18 protein-coding genes are annotated in these 19332 nt (G+C 72.8%); 12 read left to right on the top strand and 6 right to left on the bottom strand.

The genetic code is table 11. The features are described 5' to 3' along the window. Positions 1-7: 7 nt before the first annotated feature. Positions 8-997: an adenosine deaminase gene (locus tag ACFZCF_RS03555; protein WP_391284350.1), complete on the top strand. Its 990-nt coding sequence runs from the start codon at positions 8-10 to the stop codon at positions 995-997. 130 nt (positions 998-1127) lie between these two features. On the opposite strand, the gene ACFZCF_RS03550 is transcribed toward ACFZCF_RS03555, so the two are convergent. Continuing rightward, entirely contained in the window at positions 1128-2447 is a 1320-nt protein-coding gene (locus ACFZCF_RS03550) for an MFS transporter (RefSeq protein ID WP_388440751.1), read from the bottom strand. Positions 2448-2731: 284 nt separating this feature from the next. On the opposite strand from ACFZCF_RS03550, the gene ACFZCF_RS03545 reads away from it, so the two are divergent. The 5 genes from ACFZCF_RS03545 to ACFZCF_RS03525 all read left to right on the top strand — a co-directional run bounded on the left by ACFZCF_RS03545 (position 2732) and on the right by ACFZCF_RS03525 (position 7181). Next, complete coding sequence (locus tag ACFZCF_RS03545; RefSeq protein WP_391284348.1) at positions 2732-3859, top strand: PfkB family carbohydrate kinase; 1128 nt, start codon at positions 2732-2734, stop codon at positions 3857-3859. 104 nt (positions 3860-3963) lie between these two features. Then, entirely contained in the window at positions 3964-5001 is a 1038-nt protein-coding gene (locus tag ACFZCF_RS03540) for a PhoH family protein (RefSeq protein ID WP_388440745.1), read from the top strand. An 11-nt stretch (positions 5002-5012) separates the two neighbouring features. Continuing rightward, positions 5013-5510 carry an rRNA maturation RNase YbeY gene (gene ybeY, locus ACFZCF_RS03535; RefSeq protein ID WP_391284346.1) on the top strand — a complete coding sequence of 166 codons (498 nt, stop codon included), beginning with the start codon at positions 5013-5015 and terminating at the stop codon, positions 5508-5510. A 13-nt stretch (positions 5511-5523) separates the two neighbouring features. Continuing rightward, positions 5524-6831 (top strand): CNNM domain-containing protein, encoded by a 1308-nt coding sequence (locus ACFZCF_RS03530; protein WP_391284343.1) that lies wholly within the window; start codon positions 5524-5526, stop codon positions 6829-6831. After that, positions 6828-7181 (top strand): MmcQ/YjbR family DNA-binding protein, encoded by a 354-nt coding sequence (locus ACFZCF_RS03525; RefSeq protein ID WP_388440738.1) that lies wholly within the window; start codon positions 6828-6830, stop codon positions 7179-7181. Before ACFZCF_RS03530 ends, ACFZCF_RS03525 begins: the two co-directional genes overlap by 4 nt. Position 7182: 1 nt before the next feature. Here the strand turns inward: ACFZCF_RS03525 and ACFZCF_RS03520 are convergent, their stop codons facing one another. After that, on the bottom strand, positions 7183-8589 hold the full coding sequence (locus ACFZCF_RS03520) for an MFS transporter (RefSeq protein ID WP_391284341.1): 1407 nt from the start codon (positions 8587-8589) through the stop codon (positions 7183-7185). A 91-nt stretch (positions 8590-8680) separates the two neighbouring features. Between ACFZCF_RS03520 and ACFZCF_RS03515 the strand changes: the two genes are divergently transcribed. The 4 genes from ACFZCF_RS03515 to ACFZCF_RS03500 all read left to right on the top strand — a co-directional run bounded on the left by ACFZCF_RS03515 (position 8681) and on the right by ACFZCF_RS03500 (position 12228). Beyond that, positions 8681-9568, top strand: coding sequence for a helix-turn-helix transcriptional regulator (locus ACFZCF_RS03515; RefSeq protein WP_388440732.1), 888 nt, complete (start codon positions 8681-8683; stop codon positions 9566-9568). Between the two features lie 27 nt (positions 9569-9595). After that, positions 9596-9958 (top strand): cytidine deaminase, encoded by a 363-nt coding sequence (locus ACFZCF_RS03510; RefSeq protein ID WP_391284338.1) that lies wholly within the window; start codon positions 9596-9598, stop codon positions 9956-9958. Positions 9959-10253: 295 nt separating this feature from the next. After that, on the top strand, positions 10254-11213 hold the full coding sequence (gene era, locus ACFZCF_RS03505) for a GTPase Era (protein WP_388440723.1): 960 nt from the start codon (positions 10254-10256) through the stop codon (positions 11211-11213). Between the two features lie 52 nt (positions 11214-11265). Beyond that, positions 11266-12228 carry a hypothetical protein gene (locus ACFZCF_RS03500; protein WP_391284336.1) on the top strand — a complete coding sequence of 321 codons (963 nt, stop codon included), beginning with the start codon at positions 11266-11268 and terminating at the stop codon, positions 12226-12228. Between the two features lie 39 nt (positions 12229-12267). Here ACFZCF_RS03500 and ACFZCF_RS03495 read toward each other — a convergent pair whose 3' ends face one another. After that, positions 12268-12516 carry a protealysin inhibitor emfourin gene (locus ACFZCF_RS03495; protein ID WP_391284334.1) on the bottom strand — a complete coding sequence of 83 codons (249 nt, stop codon included), beginning with the start codon at positions 12514-12516 and terminating at the stop codon, positions 12268-12270. A gap of 22 nt (positions 12517-12538) precedes the next feature. Then, entirely contained in the window at positions 12539-13582 is a 1044-nt protein-coding gene (locus tag ACFZCF_RS03490; protein WP_391284331.1) for a M4 family metallopeptidase, read from the bottom strand. A 295-nt stretch (positions 13583-13877) separates the two neighbouring features. On the opposite strand from ACFZCF_RS03490, the gene leuA reads away from it, so the two are divergent. Further along, on the top strand, positions 13878-15641 hold the full coding sequence (leuA, locus tag ACFZCF_RS03485; protein WP_388440711.1) for a 2-isopropylmalate synthase: 1764 nt from the start codon (positions 13878-13880) through the stop codon (positions 15639-15641). Positions 15642-15983: 342 nt separating this feature from the next. Beyond that, positions 15984-16676: a TerB family tellurite resistance protein gene (locus ACFZCF_RS03480; protein WP_391284329.1), complete on the top strand. Its 693-nt coding sequence runs from the start codon at positions 15984-15986 to the stop codon at positions 16674-16676. Positions 16677-17017: 341 nt separating this feature from the next. Here ACFZCF_RS03480 and ACFZCF_RS03475 read toward each other — a convergent pair whose 3' ends face one another. Further along, entirely contained in the window at positions 17018-18385 is a 1368-nt protein-coding gene (locus tag ACFZCF_RS03475; RefSeq protein WP_391284328.1) for an FAD-dependent oxidoreductase, read from the bottom strand. 130 nt (positions 18386-18515) lie between these two features. Next, positions 18516-19328: a hypothetical protein gene (locus ACFZCF_RS03470; RefSeq protein ID WP_391284326.1), complete on the bottom strand. Its 813-nt coding sequence runs from the start codon at positions 19326-19328 to the stop codon at positions 18516-18518. Between the last annotated feature and the right edge of the window lie 4 nt (positions 19329-19332).

Genomic DNA, 19332 nt, shown 5'->3' with positions numbered 1-19332 from the left:
ACCACCCATGCCCCTCCCCAAGGCCGAACTGCACCTCCACATCGAGGGCACCCTCGAACCCGAGCTGGCCTTCGCCCTCGCCGAGCGGAACGGCGTCACCCTGCCGTACGCGACCACCGAGGAACTGCGCGAGGCGTACCGCTTCAGCGACCTCCAGTCCTTCCTGGACCTGTACTACGCCCTGATGGCGGTCCTGCGGACCCCGGAGGACTTCACCGCGCTCGCCGACGCCTATCTGGAGCGGGCCGCCGCGCAGGGGGTCCGGCACGCCGAGATCTTCTTCGACCCGCAGGCGCACGCGGCGCGGGGCGTGCCGATGGGCACGGTCGTCGAGGGGCTCGCCGCCGCGCTCGACCGGGCCGAGGAGCGGTACGGGATCTCCACCCGGCTCATCATGTGCTTCCTGCGCGACGAGTCCGCCGCGTCGGCGCTCGCCACGCTGGAGGCCGCGAAGCCGTACCTCGACCGGATCACGGGCGTCGGTCTCGACTCGGCCGAGGTCGGGCATCCGCCGGCGAAGTTCCGCGAGGTGTACGAGGAGGCCGCGCGGCTCGGCCTGCGGCGGGTCGCCCACGCGGGCGAGGAGGGGCCGGCGGAGTACGTCCGCGAGGCGCTCGACGTCCTCGGCGTCGAGCGGATCGACCACGGGCTGCGGTGCATGGAGGACCCCGCGCTGGTCGAGCGGCTGGCCCGCGAACGGGTGCCGCTGACGCTCTGTCCGCTGTCGAACGTGCGGCTGCGGGTCATCGACGAGCTCGGGGAGCATCCGCTGCGGGCGATGCTCGACGCGGGGCTGCTGGTGACGGTGAACTCGGACGATCCGGCGTACTTCGGCGGGTACGTCGGTGACAACTACGCGGCGGTGCGGGAGGCGCTGGCGCTGGGCCCGGAGCAGTTGCGGGTGCTGGCGCGGCACTCCTTCGAAGCGGCCTTCCTCGACGACGACGAGCCCCGCCGCGCGCGCTACCTCGCCGAAGTGGAGACCTACACCTTCTGACACCCCCACCGGGGGCGTCTCCCCGCCTGGGGTGGCGCCTGCGCCCCTGCCCAGGTGGCGAGGGCGCAGGACGGCGAGTGCGTCTGGCCCCAGGTGGTGAGGGCGCAGCGGCAGCGGGTGCCGTCTGGGGTCAGGCGGTGAGGTGCAGGGGGGCGGGGGTGGCGTGGGACGGTCGCTTCGGGTGGTGTGGGGTGAGCGGTTGTTCGGGGGCGCCGATCTGGGGGAGCAGGGTCGTCGGGGTGGCGGCCGTGGCGGCGAGCGCGGCCGCCGGTGCGCCGCCGCGGCGGCGGATGGAGCCGGGGACCAGAGGTCGGCCCGAGGCGTGGCGGGCGACCGCCGTCAGCGGCGCCGCCACCAGCAGGAGCAGGGCCGCCAGCGTCGCGCCCATGCCCGGGTAGCCGGCCGTCGCCGAGAGGAGGCTGCCGGTGACCGGGCCGCAGGCCGTGCCCAGGGAGGAGGCCGAGCCGACCAGGACGGCCCAGCGGCCCCGCGGGTCCAGGGAGGCGGCGAGGCCCAGGAGGTAGGAGAGGACGACCGGGTAGAGGGCGTTCCAGAGGATCTCGCCCGTGGCGAAGGACGCGAGCCCCTCGGCGGTCGCGCTCAGCAGGACGCAGATCGCGATCAGGGCCGTGCCCGCGCCGATCGGGACCGCCCGGCCGAGCCGGGGGCCCAGCGCGCCCGCCGCGGTGACGCCCGCCAGGCCCGCGCCGAGCGCGAGGGCGAAGACCGCGCCCACCGTGACCTCGGAGAGGCCCGCCTGGACCGTGCCGATGCGGCCGCTGACGCCCCAGAGGGCGTTCTGGGCGAGGGACCAGCACAGCAGGCCCGCGGCCAGCACCGCGCCCGCCCGGCGGTGGGGCAGTGGACCGGTGGCCCGCGCCGCGGGAAGGTCCCGGTGCGCGCCCGTGCCGCCGGGCAGACGGCTCGTGACCGGCCAGACGAGGAGCGCCGCGCAGGCGAGCGCGAGCAGCGGCGGCGCGTGGCCGCCGCCGAGCCTCGGCAGCGTGAGGTACAGCGCGCCGGCCGTCGCCGAGACCGACAGCAGGCCCAGGGTGGACGCCCGCTGCGGTTCGGCCCGCCCGGCGATCCCGGAGGCGGCGACCGCCGTCGCCGTGCCGGAGCCGAAGCCGCCGAGGACGACCCCGGCGACGACCAGCGGCAGGGTGCCGGTCGCGGCGGCGGAGCCGTACCCGAGGGCCATGGCGAGCAGCCCGAGGCGGGCCGCCCGGCGCGGGCCGATCCGGTGGACGCGGGCGGCGAGCGTGAACCCGGCGGAGGCCGAGGCGAGCAGCAGCACCGAGCCGATGAGGCCGGCCCGGGAGGGGCCGAGGCCGAGTCCGGCGGCGAGCCGGCCGACGACGGTGGGGAGCAGGTACGGGGCGAGATAGCCGGCCGTGAAGAGGGCGACGAGGGCGGCGAGCGCCCCACGGGCACGCGGGCGCGGCGGCATGGGCGTTCCAGGAGCTGAACAGGGGGATGAGACGGCGCCCGGGTGAGCCACGGGGTCGCGGCACCATGTGTATCAAGCAACCGAATGGGCGGAGAAGGTGCTGTTCGCCGATTCATTCCGTGATGTACGACACAATGTGTTTGATAGTGGTGGAAGGGGGTAATCACGGCGCCCGGCGTCGTCCCGCTCTTCGCGTCGTCCCCCTCCGCCTCCCTCGCTTCGGGCACACTGGCCGGATCGGCACCCCTTGCCGATCCCGCCGCACCACGACCGGGGAGGCGTCCGTGAACACAGCCGGAGGAGACCCGCGCGAGGACCGGCCGGGGGAGCCCGGCGGAGTCGACCCGCTGGAGACGGTCCGCGCGCCCGCCGACCCGGCCTGCGACGTCTTCCTCACCGGCACCGTCTTCCTCGACATCATCTTCACCGGCCTCGACAGCGCCCCCGTCCGCGGCACCGAGTCCTGGGCCCGCGGCATGGGCTCCAGCCCCGGCGGCGTCGCCAACATGGCCACCGCCCTCGCCCGCCTCGGCCTGCGCACCTCCCTCGCCGCCGCCTTCGGGGACGACCACTACGGCGAGTACTGCTGGGACGCCCTCGAACAGGGCGAGGGCATCGACCTGACGCTCTCCCGCACCGTCGAGGGCTGGCACTCCCCGGTCACCGTCTCCATGGCCTACGAGGGCGAGCGGACGATGGTCTCGCACGGCCACGAGGCACCCCGGCCCGACGGCGCCCCGGTCAGCCCGCCGCGCGCCCGCGCGGCCGTCGCCTCCCTCGCGCCCGGCCGCACCGAGGAGTGGGTGGCCCGCGCCGCCCGGGACGGGGCCAGGGTCTTCGCCGACGTCGGCTGGGACGACACCGGCCGCTGGGACCTGGCGGCCCTGACCGACCTGGAGCACTGCGAGGCCTTCCTGCCCAACGCGGCCGAGGCGATGCGCTACACCCGCACCGACTGCCCCCGGGCCGCCGCCCGCGCGCTCGCCGACAAGGTCCGCTACGCCGTCGTCACCCTCGGCGCCGAGGGCGCCTACGCCGTCGACGGCGGCACCGGGGAGACCGCGGAGGTCCCCGCCATCCGCGTCGAGGCGCTCGACCCCACCGGCGCCGGCGACGTCTTCGTCGCCGGGTTCGTCACCGGCACCCTCGCCGACTGGCCGCTCGCCGACCGGCTCGCCTTCGCCGGCCTCACCGCCGCCCTCTCCGTCCAGGAGTTCGGCGGCTCGCTCTCCGCCCCCACCTGGCCCGAGATCGCCGCCTGGTGGCAACTCGTCCAGCGCGACGACCGCCAGGACCCGGAGGCCCTGCGGGCCCGCTACGCCTTCCTCGAAGACCTGCTGCCGGTCCCCGAGCGCCCCTGGCCGCCCCGCCGCGCGGTTCCCACCATCGGCTTCCGGGCACCTGTCTCGTAAACCGCTTAGGGCACACCGGTACCAGGTCGTAGGCTGGGGGCGAGAGGTTGTCGAGCAGCGAGAACCGCGCAGCAGGAGGTAGGCGCAGGCCAGAGGGCCGGCCCATGACGCAGACACCCACAGCTCCCAACGGAACGCCGGGCGAGGCCCGGGCCCACTTCGCGGTGCCCGCCAAGCACCCCATGGTGACCGTCCTCGGCTCCGGAGACGCGCTGCTCCGCGTGATCGAGCAGGCGTTCCCCCGGGCGGACATCCACGTCCGGGGCAATCAGGTCAGCGCTGTCGGCGACGCCGCGGAAGTCGCCCTCATCCAGCGCCTTTTCGACGAGATGATGCTGGTGCTCCGCACCGGACAGCCGATGACGGAGGACGCAGTGGAACGCTCCATCGCCATGCTCAAGGCGAGCGAGAACGGCGAGGGCGCCGAAGAGACCCCGGCCGAGGTGCTCACCCAGAACATCCTCTCCAGCCGGGGCCGCACCATCCGCCCCAAGACGCTCAACCAGAAGCGGTACGTCGACGCCATCGACAAGCACACCATCGTCTTCGGCATCGGCCCCGCCGGCACCGGCAAGACCTACCTGGCCATGGCCAAGGCCGTCCAGGCCCTCCAGTCCAAGCAGGTCACCCGCATCATCCTGACCCGCCCGGCGGTCGAGGCGGGCGAACGCCTCGGCTTCCTGCCCGGCACCCTGTACGAGAAGATCGACCCGTACCTGCGGCCGCTCTACGACGCGCTGCACGACATGCTCGACCCCGACTCCATCCCCAAGCTCATGGCGAGCGGGACGATCGAGGTCGCGCCGCTGGCGTACATGCGCGGACGGACGCTCAACGACGCGTTCATCATCCTCGACGAGGCGCAGAACACGAACCCCGAGCAGATGAAGATGTTCCTCACCCGCCTCGGCTTCGACTCGAAGATCGTCATCACCGGTGACGTGACCCAGATCGACCTGCCGAACGGCACCAAGAGCGGTCTGCGCCAGGTCCAGGACATCCTCGACGGCGTCGACGACGTCCACTTCTCGCGGCTCACGTCCCACGATGTCGTCCGGCACAAGCTCGTCGGCCGTATCGTCGACGCGTACGAGAAGTACGACAGCGCCAACGAGCAGCGCACCGGCCGCAACGGGAAGTAGAAGCACCGCACATGTCGATCGACGTCAACAACGAGTCCGGCACCGAGGTCGACGAGCAGGCGATCCTCGACGTCGCCCGCTACGCCCTCGGGCGCATGCGCATCCACCCGCTCTCCGAGCTCTCGGTGATCGTGGTGGACGCGGAGGCGATGGAGCAGCTCCACATCCAGTGGATGGACCTCCCCGGCCCCACGGACGTCATGTCCTTCCCGATGGACGAGCTGCGCCCGCCGGCCAAGGACGACGAGGAGCCCCCGCAGGGCCTCCTCGGCGACATCGTGCTCTGCCCCGAGGTCGCCAAGAAGCAGGGCGAGGACGCCCCGACGAACCACTCCATGGACGAGGAGCTCCAGCTCCTCACCGTCCACGGCGTCCTCCACCTGCTCGGCTACGACCACGAGGAGCCGGAGGAGAAGGCCGAGATGTTCGGCCTCCAGGCGGCGATCGTCGACGGCTGGCGCGCCGAGCGGGGCCTCACCGGCCCGTCGCCGGCCCCCACCATCAACTGACCGCGCGCGCCCGATGAGCATCCAGCTGATCCTCGGCGCGGTCGCCCTGGTCGTCGTCGCCTGGCTCGCCGCCTGCGCCGAGGCAGGGCTCGCCCGCGTCTCCGGCTTCCGCGCCGCCGAGGCCGTCCGCTCCGGACGGCGCGGCGCGGAGAAGCTCTCCCAGGTCGCCTCCGACCCCACCCGTTACCTCAACGTGGCGCTGCTCGTCCGCGTCGCCTGCGAGATGGCGGCCGGCGTCCTCGTCACCTACGCCTGCCTGGAGTACTTCCCCGAGACCTGGGAAGCGCTCCTCGTCGCCATCGCCGTGATGGTCCTGGTCAGCTATGTGGCGGTCGGCGTCTCACCGCGCACCATCGGCCGCCAGCACCCGCTGAACACCGCGACCGCCGCCGCGTACGTCCTCGTCCCGCTGGCCCGGATCATGGGGCCGGTCCCGCAACTGCTGATCCTCATCGGCAACGCGCTCACCCCAGGCAAGGGCTTCCGCAAGGGCCCCTTCGCCTCCGAGGCCGAGCTGCGGGCGATGGTCGACCTCGCCGAGCAGGAGTCGCTGATCGAGGACGAGGAGCGCCGCATGGTGCACTCGGTCTTCGAACTCGGCGACACCCTCGTCCGCGAGGTCATGGTGCCCCGCACCGACCTCGTCTGCATCGAGCGGTACAAGACCGTCCGGCAGGCCCTCACCCTGGCGCTGCGCTCCGGCTTCTCCCGGATCCCGGTGACGGGGGAGAACGAGGACGACATCGTCGGCATCGTCTACCTGAAGGACCTGGTCAGGAAGACGCACATCAACCGCGACGCCGAGGCCGACCTGGTCTCCACCGCGATGCGCGCCGCCGCCTTCGTCCCCGACACCAAGAACGCGGGCGACCTCCTGCGCGAGATGCAGCAGGAGCGCAACCACGTCGCCGTCGTCATCGACGAGTACGGCGGCACCGCCGGCATCGTCACCATCGAGGACATCCTGGAGGAGATCGTCGGCGAGATCACCGACGAGTACGACCGGGAGCTGCCGCCCGTCCAGGAGCTCGGCGACGAGCGCCACCGGGTCACCGCCCGCCTCGACATCGGCGACCTGGGCGAGCTGTACGGCTTCGGCCCGGACGAGTTCGACGACGAGGACGTGGAGACCGTGGGCGGCCTGCTCGCCAAGGCCCTCGGCCGCGTCCCGATCTCCGGCGCCTCCGCCGTCGTCGCCCTGCCGGACGGACGGGAGCTGCGGCTCACCGCCGAGGCCCCGGCCGGCCGCCGGAACAAGATCGTCACCGTGCTCGTCGAGCCGGTCGCCCCGGCCGGCGCGGAGGAGGAGGGCGGGGAATGACCCCCGAGCAGCTGCGCGCCTTCTGCCTGGAGTTCAACGACGCCAGGGAGGAGTTCCCGTTCGGCCCCGACACCTCGGTGTTCAAGGTGGCAGGGAAGCTCTTCGCGCTGTCCTGGCTGGACGGCGAGCCGCTGCGGGTCAACCTGAAGTGCGATCCGGAGGACGCCGTACGGCTCCGCGAGGAGCATCCGGCGATCACCCCCGGCTACCACATGAACAAGCGCCACTGGAACACGGTCGAGGTGGCCGGGCTCCCGGACCGGATGGTCCGGGAGCTCATCGAGGACTCGTACGACCTGGTCGTCGCGGGCCTGCCCAAGGCGGTAAGGCTCCGGCTCGACCGGCCGTAGTTCACCGGGAGCGGCGCAGACCCAGGGCCACGAGGACGGCCGCGCCCAGGACGATCGCCGCGTCCAGGGCGATGACCGTCCGCACCCCGTCGTACAGGCTGTCGCCGGTGGTGGCGAGGACGCCCAGCATCGGGATGCCGACGGTGAGGCCGACCTGCTGGGTGGTGGTGACCAGGCCGGTCGCCAGGCCCTGCTGGTCGTCCGGGACGCCCGAGGTGACGGTGACGCCGTACGAGATGATCGCGACCAGGTGGAACATCGAGGCGACCGAGACGGCGACGCCCGCGAAGACGGCGCCCGAGCCGGAGCCGATCCCCAGCAGGGCCGCCACGAAGACGCCCTGCCCGGCGAGCGCCGCGGCCAGCGCGCGACGGGCGCCGAAACGGCCGATCAGCCGGGGCGCGACGGTGCCCGCGAAGACCGACACGACGCCCTGGACGCCGAAGACCAGGCCGGTGGCGAAGCTGGACAGGCCCAGGGTCTCCTGGAGGTACAGGGTCAGCACGAAGATGACGGTCGACATCATCGAGAAGGTGACGAGGCCGCCCAGGTTGCCGAAGGCGACCGTGCGCCGGCGCAGCATCGGCAGTGACACCAGCGGGGCGGAGCTGCGGGACTCCACGACCGCGAAGGCGACGAGCAGCGCGATGCCGGAGGCCAGGGTGACCAGGACGTCCGCGCCGCCGAAGCCGCGCTCGGCCGCCGTCGACAGGGCGTAGATCAGGGACAGCAGGCCGCCGGTGACGGTCACCGCGCCGGGCACGTCGAGCCGGGGTCGCTCCGGGGTGCGGGACTCGGAGAGCAGCCGGGGGGCGAGGGGCAGCACCAGCGCGCTGAAGAGGGCGAGCAGGCCCATGGTGGAGCGCCAGCCCAGGGTGTCGGTCATGACGCCGCCGAGGACCATGCCGATGGTGAAGCCGAGCGAGAGCAGGGTCCCGGAGATGCCGAGCGCCCGGTCGCGCAGCGGGCCCTCCGGGAAGGTGGTGGTCAGCAGGGACATGCCGGTCGGGACGATCGCGGCGGCGCCGACGCCCTGGAGGGCGCGACCGGTGAGGAAGGAGGCCGGGCTCCAGGCGAAGGTGGCGAGCAGGGAGGCCGCGCCGAAGACCGCGAGGCCCGTGAGGAACAGCCTCTTGCGGCCGTAGAGGTCGCCGATCCGGCCGAAGAGGAGCAGGAAGCCGCCGGACGGCAGGGCGAAGGCGGTGACGGCCCACTGGAGGGCCGAGGGGCTGAGCCCGAGGTCGGCGCCCAGCACGGGCAGCGCGACGTTCAGGACCGAGAAGTCCAGCGACACCATGAACTGGGCGGCGCACAGGACGACCAGGACGAGCCGGGCGCGGCCGGTGAGCGCGGGCGGCGCCGGCGCGGGGGCGACGGGGGCGGACGGGGGAGAGGACACGGTTGCCATGACCAGGACTCTCGTGGTCCGGGAACAACGCTGGGGAGCGGGAACTTATCCTGTTGGTCGCACCACCACGCGTCCGGGGGAGGAAGCACACGTGGCCACAGCGCTGGAGAGCGCCGACGGCAAGGCGCACCGACTGGCCGAGCTGCGCGAGTTCCTGATGAGCCGGCGGGCCCGGGTGAGTCCCGCGGAGGTGGGGCTGCCGGACGGCGGCGCGCGCCGCCGCACACCAGGACTGCGCCGCGAGGAGGTCGCCGTCCTCGCCGGGGTCGGGGTGTCCTGGTACCAGTGGCTGGAGCAGGGCCGCGACATCACCGTCTCGCCGCAGGTCCTCGACGCGGTGGCGCGGGTGCTGCGGCTCAGCCCGGCGGAGCGCCGCCATCTGTACGTCCTGGCGGGGCTGAACCCGCCGGCGCCGGAGGTCGATCCGGGGGCGCGGGACATGTGCCACGGGTTGCGGCGGCTCATCGAGGCGTGGATGCCCTTTCCGGCGCACATCATGGACGCCTACTGGAACACGGTCATGTACAACGACTCGGCGTCCATCGTGCTGGGGATGCGGCCGGAGATCGTCCAGAACTGCCTCATCTCCTTCTTCACGGACGAGATCTACCGGGCCCGGTCGAGCGACTGGACGGAGCTCGCGCCGAAGGTGGTGGCGCAGTTCCGGGCCGCGTGCTCGGAGAGCCCGGAGGACGAGGGGTTCCGGGCGGTGGTCGAGGAGGCCAGGGCGGCGAGTGCCGAGTTCGCGGAGCTGTGGGAGCAGCGGGACGTGATGCCGGGCGGTCAGACCCGGAAGGTCCTGGAGCATCCGCTGGCCGGCTCGCTCCACGTGGAGGCCACCCAGCTGAGGGTGCCGGCCCGGCCCGACCTGGTGATCGTGCTGCACACCCCGCTGCCGGAGGCGCGGACCGCCGAGAAGCTGGAGTGGCTGGTGTCGCCGGAGGGGCGGCGGGGGGCCATGTACCCGCTGGCGGGCTGAGCCGGCGCTCCGACCTATGCTCGCTCCATGACAATCGGCAGTGAGCATGGCGACCTCGGCCCCGAGGACCTGAAGATCATCACCTTGGCGCGCAGCGCCCGCGCCCGCAACGGAGTGCCCGAGGGCGCGGCCGTGCGGGACGAGACCGGCCGTACGTACGTGGCGGGCACGGTGGAGCTGGAGTCGCTGAAGCTGAGCGCGCTGCGGACCGCCGTGGCGATGGCGGTCGCGAGCGGGGCGCGGTCGCTGGAGGCGGCGGCCGTGGTGTCGGCCGCCGAGACCGCGTCCGAGGAGGACCGGGCGGCGGTGCGGGACCTGGGCGGGCCGGCGACGCCGGTGCTGCTCGCGGGGCCCGACGGGCAGCTGCGTTCGGCCCTCACGGCCGGTTGAGAGCGGCTTCCTCCCGCGGAGGGGTCCGGCCACGGCCGGACCCTTTGCGCGTTTGTGAAGGATCTCCGCGACTTCTCTTGCCTTCCCGTGCCGTCTGCGCGTCCATAGGCGGCGGACGGTCCGACGGTCCGTCAGATCTGCGCCATCCACGCAGCGCCCGCACCCCTGCGGTGCCCTGGCTCGCCGCCGCGGTGCTCGCCCTGGGGGCCGCCGGAGGCCTCGCGGGGTGGCGGATCCGACGCCACCGGGCCCGCCGGGGGCACTGAGTGCGTGACCGGGCCGCGCATCGGGGACAATGGCCCCCATGAGCGTGCGCAGTGAAGTGACCGATGAGAACACCGCCCCCCACCGGGCGGGCTTCGCCTGCTTCGTCGGGCGCCCCAACGCGGGCAAGTCCACCCTCACCAACGCTCTGGTCGGTCAGAAGGTGGCGATCACCTCCAACCGCCCCCAGACCACCCGGCACACCGTGCGCGGCATCGTGCACCGCCCGGAGGCCCAGCTGATCCTGGTCGACACCCCGGGCCTCCACAAGCCGCGCACCCTCCTCGGCGAGCGGCTCAACGACGTCGTCCGCACCACCTGGGCCGAGGTCGACGTCATCGGCTTCTGCCTGCCCGCCGACCAGAAGCTCGGCCCCGGCGACCGCTTCATCGCCAAGGAGCTCGCCGAGATCAAGAAGACCCCCAAGGTCGCCATCGTCACCAAGACCGACCTCGTCGACTCCAAGACCCTCGCCGAGCAGCTGATCGCCATCGACCAGCTCGGCCGCGAGCTCGGCATCGAGTGGGCGGAGATCGTGCCCGTCTCCGCCGTCGGCGACAAGCAGGTGCAGCTCGTCGCCGACCTGCTCATCCCGCTCCTTCCGAAGTCCCCGCCGCTCTACCCGGAGGGCGACCTCACGGACGAGCCGGAGCAGGTCATGGTCGCCGAGCTGATCCGCGAGGCCGCGCTCGAAGGCGTCCGCGACGAGCTGCCGCACTCCATCGCGGTCGTCGTCGAGGAGATGATCCCCCGCGAGGGCCGCCCCGCCGACCGGCCGCTGCTCGACATCCACGCCAACGTGTACATCGAGCGTCCCAGCCAGAAGGGCATCATCATCGGCCCCAAGGGCAGCCGCCTGAAGGAGGTCGGGATGAAGTCCCGCAAGCACATCGAGGCCCTCCTCGGCACCCCGGTCTTCCTCGACCTGCACGTCAAGGTCGCCAAGGACTGGCAGCGCGACCCCAAGCAGCTGCGCCGCCTCGGCTTCTAGCGGACCGCGCCGGACCGTCGACTCCCCGGCGGCGGCGTGCCAGCATGACGCCGTGACGGAGATCAGCAAGGGGGAGGGCCCGCCGGATCCCGGGCGGGCACGGCGGATCGAGGGCGTCGGCAAGTCGCCGGGCCCCGGCCCGGACCGGCATACGGCCCCGGGCCCGGGCACGGGCTCCGCGGCGGACGGCGCACCGGCCACCGGGGCAGGCTCGTCCGTCGGGGTCGGCTCGTCCGCCGGTTCCGGCCCGGCGGGGGAGGGCACCGCCCGGCCCCCGCACCGGATCGACCCGGCGGACGGCGGCTGGTGGGCGGACCCGATCGCCCCCTCGACCGCCCCCACCGCGGAGGCGGCCGCGGCCGTCGCCGGCCTCGGCGGCACCTTCGAGGACCTCGTGTACGCGGGGCGGGGCGGCGCCAGGTTCGCCATGGCGGAGACGGTCCCGCATGGGTACGTCCTGGTCGAGTTCGCCCGCACCGGCCGGGGCCACTTCGACCTCGACTCCATCGACTGGGACGGCAGGCCGGCCGTCGACCTCGGGGACTCGGACACGTCCCGGCGGTTCGAGCGGCGGGTGATGTGGTGCGACAACCTCTACCCGCTGCGCTTCCGCGTCGACTGCGACGACCGCGCCGAGTGGGTGATCGTGATCCGTCCCGTCGCCGGGGTGCGCCCGCTCGGCGAGGCCGCCACCGGGCGGGGCACCGAGGTGCTGCTGCACACCGGCGCCGCCGGCGAGCTGGTCTCCCGGCTGAGCCCGTCGAAGCCGCACGCGAGCCTCCGGGTCCGGGGCCACGGGCCGCGTCGTCCCGGCGCCCCCGCCCCGTCCCCGGCCCCGCTGGGCACCACCTACGGCCCGCCCCTGAGGGCCACCGGGAGGCTGCCCGAGGGACCGCTGCTCGTGGAGGTGCGGGAGGCGGACGGCGACTGGTCCCTGGAGGTGCGGGAGCCCCGGCCGCGCGAGGAGAGACGCCCCGGCTTCTGGGGCCGTCTGTTCGGACGCCGGGGGTATTGACCACGGGCGTCGTCACCGCCGGTGATGCCTACGCCCGGCTCACGCGCCCTCTTCGAGGACCCTCGTCACGAGGGCGCGCTGGGCGTCCGTGAGGTGCGGGTCGGCGCACCTCATGGTCCGGGCGTCGATCGTGATCTCGTAGGCGAAGCCGTCCGGGACGCGCCCGCCGTCCTCCGGCGCCGTGAGGACGGCGGAGGCCAGGGACTCCCACTCGGGGCCCGTGACCTCCACCTCCGCCGACCGCTCGATGCCCGCGAAACCACCGGTGCGCCGCACTCGAATCCGCATGGGCCCTGTCTACCAGCCCGGCTCAGTCGGTGGGGACGCCCACGGCCGCCCACGCCTTCGTCACGGCCTGGATCTCCGCCGCGTCGCCGTACCGCGCCTTGGCCGCCGCCACCGTGGCCGCCGCGAACTCGGCGAAGCGGGTCTCGGGGGTGAGGGCGCCGCCGGTCATCACGTCGTACCAGATCCGCCCGGCCCGGTCCCAGGCGTGGCCGCCGAGTTCGGTCGCCACCAGGTAGAAGGCGCGGTTGGGGATGCCGGAGTTGATGTGCACCCCGCCGTTGTCCTGGCCGGTGCGGACGTAGTCGTCCATGTGGGCCGGCTGCGGGTCCTTGCCGAGGACGTCGTCGTCGTACGCGGTTCCGGGCGCCTTCATGGAGCGCAGCGCCTTCCCCTCCACGTCCGGGTGGAAGAGCCCCTCGCCGATCAGCCAGTCGGCCTGGTCGGCGGTCTGGCCGAGCGCGTACTGCTTCACCAGCGAGCCGAAGACGTCGGAGACGGACTCGTTGAGCGCGCCGGACTGGCTGAAGTACTCCAGGTTCGCCGTGTACTGGGTGAAGCCGTGCGCCAGTTCGTGGCCGATGACGTCCACGGGAAGGGTGAAGTCGAGGAAGATCTCGCCGTCGCCGTCGCCGAACACCATCTGCTCGCCGTTCCAGAAGGCGTTGCCGTACTTCTCGTCGTAGTGGACGGTCGCGAGCAGCGGGAGGCCGGCGCCGTCCATGGAGTCCCGCCCGAAGGCGTCCCGGAAGAGCGCGAAGGTGGCGCCGAGGCCCGCGTAGGCGCGGTTGACGGTGGCGTCGGCCGTCGCCTCGTCGCCCTCGTCGCGGACCTTCACCCCGGGCAGCCTGGTGCGGCGCTGGGCGTCGAACACGGTCCGGTGCGGGGCCGTGGGTTCCGCGGACGGTGCGGCGGCGCCGGCGGCCGCACCGGACCGGATCCGGGCCGCGCGGGCGGAGGCGTCGGTGATCAGGGTGCGGCGGGCGGCCTCGGCGACGGCGGGGTTCGCCGAGGCCGCGAGGTGCTCCAGGAGGTGGGGCGGCACGATCGTGCAGAAGGACGAGGTCATAGCGGCAATGTGGCACTGCGCGACGGACCTGTCACGAGAAGTGACGGAGATTGGTGAAATGGAGTGATGGGTCACCTTCAGGGCTTGACGACAGGGCCGTCCCGCATACTGAAACAGGACGTCCGCCTTCCCCCGGCCTGGGCTATGGTGACGCACATCATGCGTTTCGGGCTGCTTCTCCTTAGCTGCCGCGGCGAGGGCCTGTAGTCGTAGGCCGACCCCCTCCCCGCGGGTTTCGGTGTTGCGTTCGACAGTCGGCCGTCCCTTCCAAGGACCCCCCGAGGAGCCCTACGCAATGTCTCAGTCGCCCTTCATCAGCCGTCCGACGCCGGTCACCAACGCGACGCACACGCAGAAGCCGTCCGGGATGCCGATCCACAAGTACGGCCGCTACGAGGCCGTCGAGATCCCCGACCGCACCTGGCCCGAGCGACGCGTCACCAAGGCCCCCCGCTGGCTGTCGACCGACCTGCGCGACGGCAACCAGGCCCTGATCGACCCGATGTCCCCGGCCCGCAAGCGCGAGATGTTCGACCTGCTGGTACGCCTGGGCTACAAGGAGATCGAGGTCGGCTTCCCGTCCTCCGGCGACACCGACTTCGCCTTCGTCCGCTCCATCATCGAAGAGGGCGCGATCCCGGACGACGTCACCATCTCCGTCCTGACCCAGGCCCGCGAGGACCTGATCGAGCGGACCGTGGAGTCCCTGGTCGGCGCCAAGCGCGCCACCGTCCACCTGTACAACGCCACCGCGCCGACCTTCCGCCGGGTCGTCTTCCGCGGCTCCAAGGACGACATCAAGCAGATCGCCGTCGACGGCACCCGCCTGGTGATGGAGTACGCCGAGAAGCTGCTGGGCCCGGAGACCACCTTCGGCTACCAGTACAGCCCGGAGATCTTCACCGACACCGAGCTGGACTTCGCCCTGGAGGTCTGCGAGGCCGTCTGCGACGTGTGGCAGCCCGGGCCCGGCCGCGAGATCATCCTCAACCTGCCCGCCACCGTGGAGCGTTCGACGCCGTCCACGCACGCGGACCGCTTCGAGTGGATGTCCCGCAACCTGACCCGCCGCGAGTACATCTGCCTGTCCGTCCACCCGCACAACGACCGCGGCACCGCCGTGGCGGCGGCCGAACTGGCCCTGATGGCCGGCGCCGACCGCATCGAGGGCTGCCTGTTCGGCCAGGGCGAGCGCACCGGCAACGTCGACCTGGTCACCCTGGGCATGAACCTGTTCAGCCAGGGCGTCGACCCGCAGATCGACTTCTCGCAGATCGACGAGATCCGCCGCACCAGCGAGTACTGCAACCAGATGGAGGTCCACCCGCGCCACCCCTACGCGGGCGACCTGGTCTACACCGCCTTCTCCGGCTCCCACCAGGACGCCATCAAGAAGGGCTTCGACGCCATGGAGGCCGACGCGGCCGCCCGGGGCAGGACCGTCGACGAGATCGAGTGGGCCGTCCCGTACCTGCCCATCGACCCGAAGGACGTCGGCCGCTCCTACGAGGCCGTCATCCGGGTCAACTCGCAGTCCGGCAAGGGCGGCATCGCGTACGTCCTGAAGAACGACCACAAGCTGGACCTGCCCCGCCGGATGCAGATCGAGTTCTCCCGGATCATCCAGGCCAAGACCGACGCCGAGGGCGGCGAGGTCACCCCGGCGCAGATCTGGTCCGTCTTCCAGGACGAGTACCTGCCCAACCCGGACAACGCCTGGGGCCGCATCCAGCTGCGCTCCGGCCAGTCCACCTCGGACACGGACGGCACCGACACCCTGCGCGTCGAGGCGGTCGTCGACGGCGTCGACACCGTCCTGACCGGCTCCGGCAACGGTCCGATCTCCGCCTTCTTCGACGCCCTGCAGTCGATCGGCGTGGACGCCCGCCTGCTGGACTACCAGGAGCACACCATGAGCGAGGGCGCCTCCGCGCAGGCCGCCTCCTACATCGAGTGCGCCATCGACGGCCGGGTGCTGTGGGGCATCGGCATCGACGCCAACACCACCCGCGCCTCCCTGAAGGCGGTCATCTCGGCGGTCAACCGCTCCGCGCGCTGACCCCGCACCGGCGCACGGCGCCCCGCCCCCGCGGAGGGGGAGGGGCGCCGTGCGCCGTCTTCGCGCCCCGCCCCGCCCGCCGGCGCGACCACCCCGAAGGGTGATCTCGCGACGACGGGTTCGGCCATCGGCCCCGGCGCCGGCGGGGCCTCCGTCGGCGCCCTTCCGCCCGGTGAAGGCCGCCTGGCCTTCGCGAAGCGGCGCCGCCGGGCCGAAACCCCGGTGTCACGTCTCGGCCATCTCCGGTGCGAAGTACGGACGAGGTGCTGACGTCACATCAAGGATGTGGCTAACATCACGCCAACGCACCGGCAGTGCAGCCGGGCCGTTGAGGAGGTGCGCGTGCGTTCTGCCAGGAAAACACGTGGTGGGAAGCTGACCGTCTGCGGGATCCGCACCTCCTGGAACACCATCGGCGACGGCGAGTTCTTCTGCGAGGAGTGCGGCGGCGACCGCAACTACCGCCGGCGCACCGGCCGCCGCCGGTTCGCCGTCCTCGGCGTCCCGCTCGTCCCCCGGGGCTGTACCGGGCCGGTGGTGGAGTGCGCCGCGTGCCGGACCCGCTTCGGCACCGAGGTCCTGCAGCGGCCCACCACCGGCCGGTTCTCGGCCATGCTGCGGGACGCCGTCCACACCGTCGCCCTCGCCGTCCTCGCGGCCGGCGGCACCGGCTCCCGCGAGGTCCTCGACCGGGCCGTGCGGGCCGTCCGCTCCGCCGGGTACGCCGACTGCACGGCCGTCCAGCTCGTCGACCTGGTCGAGGCGCTGGAGGCGGACACCGGGCGCTTCATGCCCGAGATCAACCCCGAGGGCGCCCTCCTCGCCATCGAGATCCACGAGGCCGTCGCCCCGCTCACCCCGCACCTGGAGCCGGCCGGCCGGGAGGCCCTGCTGCTCCAGGCGGCCGGGATCGCGCTGGCCGACGGCGGCTACAGCCCGGCCGAGCAGGAGGTCCTGGGCACCGTCGGCACGGCGCTCGGCCTGCCGCCCGAGGACGTCCTGCGGCTGCTCGCCACCGCGCGCACCGTCTCCTGAGCCCCGGCCCGACGTTCCGGTCGAGCCGGAACACGCCGTCCGGGGCGCCGGAGCCCAGGGAGCTCCCGCATCCACCGCCTCGGAGCGCGGGCGCGGCACAGGGCGGCGGGCGTCGGGCACGGCTCCGAGCCCCTCGAAGCGGTCCCGGGCGACGGCGAGCCCGAGGCGTTCGGCCGCCGCAGCGAGGCGAGCCTCGCGGGCGACGGGCGTGCCTGCCCCCGGGCCCGGGCGACCACGGGGTGGGACACGGACCTCATCCCTTCCGGTCCGTCCAGCCTCGGACCGGACGCGGGGAGGGGGCACCCGGTGGGTGCCCCCTCCCCGCGCGGTGTCGTGTCGGCTCAGTCGATGGCGCCGCTGGCGCGGAGCATGTCCTCGCGCTCGACGATCTTCACGCGCTCGCGGCCCTGCGGCTCGCCCAGTGCCTTCTCGGCGGCGTCGAGCGCGTACCAGCCCTCCCACGTGGTGTAGGTGAGGCCCTTCTCCTCCAGGAAGGCGACGATCGCGTCGGCCTCCGGGCTGGCCGGGGTGAGGAGCCGGCCGGCGGCGAAGTCCTCCAGGAGGTTCGCGACGGTCTCGTTGGCGTCGCCCTTGGTGTGGCCGATGAGGCCGACCGGGCCGCGGCGGATCCAGCCGGTGACGTAGGTGGAGGCCATGTGCTCGTCGCCCTCCATGACCCGGCCGCCCTGGTCCGGGACGGTGCCGCTGACGGTGTCCCAGGGGAGCTTGGGCAGCTCGTCGGAGAGGTAGCCGACGGCGCGGTACACGGACTGGACGTCCCAGTCGGTGGTGACGCCGGTGCCCTTCACGTTCCCGGTGCCGTCGAGTTCGGTGCGCTCGGTGCGCAGGCCGACGACCTGGCCGTTCTCGCCGAGGATCTCGACGGGGGACTCGAAGAAGTGCAGGAAGAGCTTGTGGGGGCGGTCGCCAACGTCGCGGATCGCCCAGTTCTCCAGGGTCTTGGCGACCATGTCGGTCTGCTTGTTCTTGCGGCGCTCGGCGATCGAGCCCTCGTCGTAGTCGATGTCCTCGGGGTTGACGATGACCTCGATGTTCGGCGAGTGGTCGAGCTCGCGCAGCTCCATGGGGCTGAACTTGGCCTGCGCCGGGCCGCGGCGCCCGAAGACGTGGATCTCGACGGCCTTGTTGGCCTTCAGACCCTCGTGGACGTTGGCGGGGATCTCGGTCGGCAGCAGCTCCTCGGCGGTCTTGGCGAGGATGCGGGCGACGTCGAGGGCGACGTTGCCGACGCCGAGGACGGCGACCTTCTCGGCGGACAGGTCCCAGGTGCGCGGGACGTCCGGGTGGCCGTCGTACCAGGAGGCGAAGTCGGCGGCGCCGAACGAGCCGTTCAGCTCGACGCCGGGGATCCTCAGCTCGCGGTCGAACATGGCGCCGGTGGAGAAGACCACCGCGTCGTAGAAGGACCGCAGGTCGTCGAGGTGGACGTCGGTGCCGTAGTTCACGTTGCCGAAGAGGCGGACCTGCGGCTTGTCGAGGACCTGGTGGAGGGCGGTGATGATGCCCTTGATCCGCGGGTGGTCGGGGGCGACGCCGTAGCGGATGAGGCCGAAGGGGGCCGGCATCCGCTCGAAGATGTCGATGGACACGCCCGGCTCGGTGGCGGTGTCGGACTTCAGCAGCGCGTCGGCGGCGTAGATGCCGGCGGGGCCGGCGCCGACGATCGCGACCCGGAGGGGGCGGGGCATGACTGGTTCCCTTCGCATACGGGGTGCGGCGGAGCCGCCGGCACTTAGGCCACCCTAATTAACCGCGTGGGGGAAGCGGTACCCGACCCTGGTCTATGCCCTCATAAGGCAGACTTATGACTTCTCAAAGTCACCCTGGGGTGCTGAACGAGGACACGGTCAGCAGCCCGAGCGCGACCGTGCCCGCGATTCCGCAGACGAGCAGGAAGCCGCCGCCGACCGTGTTCACCAGCCGCGTGAACGGCGGCGAGGGCACGAGCACGTCCGCCGGGTCCTCCGGCGGGTGGAACACGGTGATGGCCGCGCCGGCCATGCCGTGGACGAAGATCCGGTAGTCGCCGGTCCCGTCGGGGTAGACGTACGCGCCCGGCGAGGTGGCCCGGGTGGCGGTCACCGCGACCCCGTGCCGCTCCAGCCACCGCTCGCGCCGGCTGTGCCCGACCCCGTAGGCGCCGAATCCGAGCGCCAGCCAGCTCATGCCGCCCACCGGGATCTCCACGATGACGACGTCCCAGTGGCCCAGGGATCCGGCGACCACCGCGAGCACGATCAGCGCGAGCAGATGAGCGAGGACGCCCCGGAGGAGCCGGCGGGCGAACCTGTGGCGCCACCTCGGGGCCAGCGAGCGGATCGCGGCGAAGCGGGCGCCGTCGACGTCGTCGTTGTCCGTCCGCTTGGCGAGCAGCTCGTTGATCGTGTCGGCGAAGAGGACCGCCTCGTCCGGGTCGACGCCGTCGATCCGGTGGACGCGCGGCGTCGCCCCGGCCTTCGCCCGCAGTTCGATCAGGACCGTCCGGCCCTCGGCGCGGAGCCGGCCGAGCCCGTCGGCCGTGAAGACGATCTGTTCCGTCGGGAGGTCGAGGACCAGGCCTTCGTTCTCGGCGGACAGAGCGGTCCCGTCCCGGCCCACGAGGACCGGGAGGGAGGCGATGGGTATCGGCATGAGC

Source organism: Streptomyces sp. NPDC007945, from assembly GCF_042958885.1.
Taxonomy (GTDB): domain Bacteria; phylum Actinomycetota; class Actinomycetes; order Streptomycetales; family Streptomycetaceae; genus Streptomyces.
This window is presented reverse-complemented; position numbering and strand designations above follow the sequence as displayed.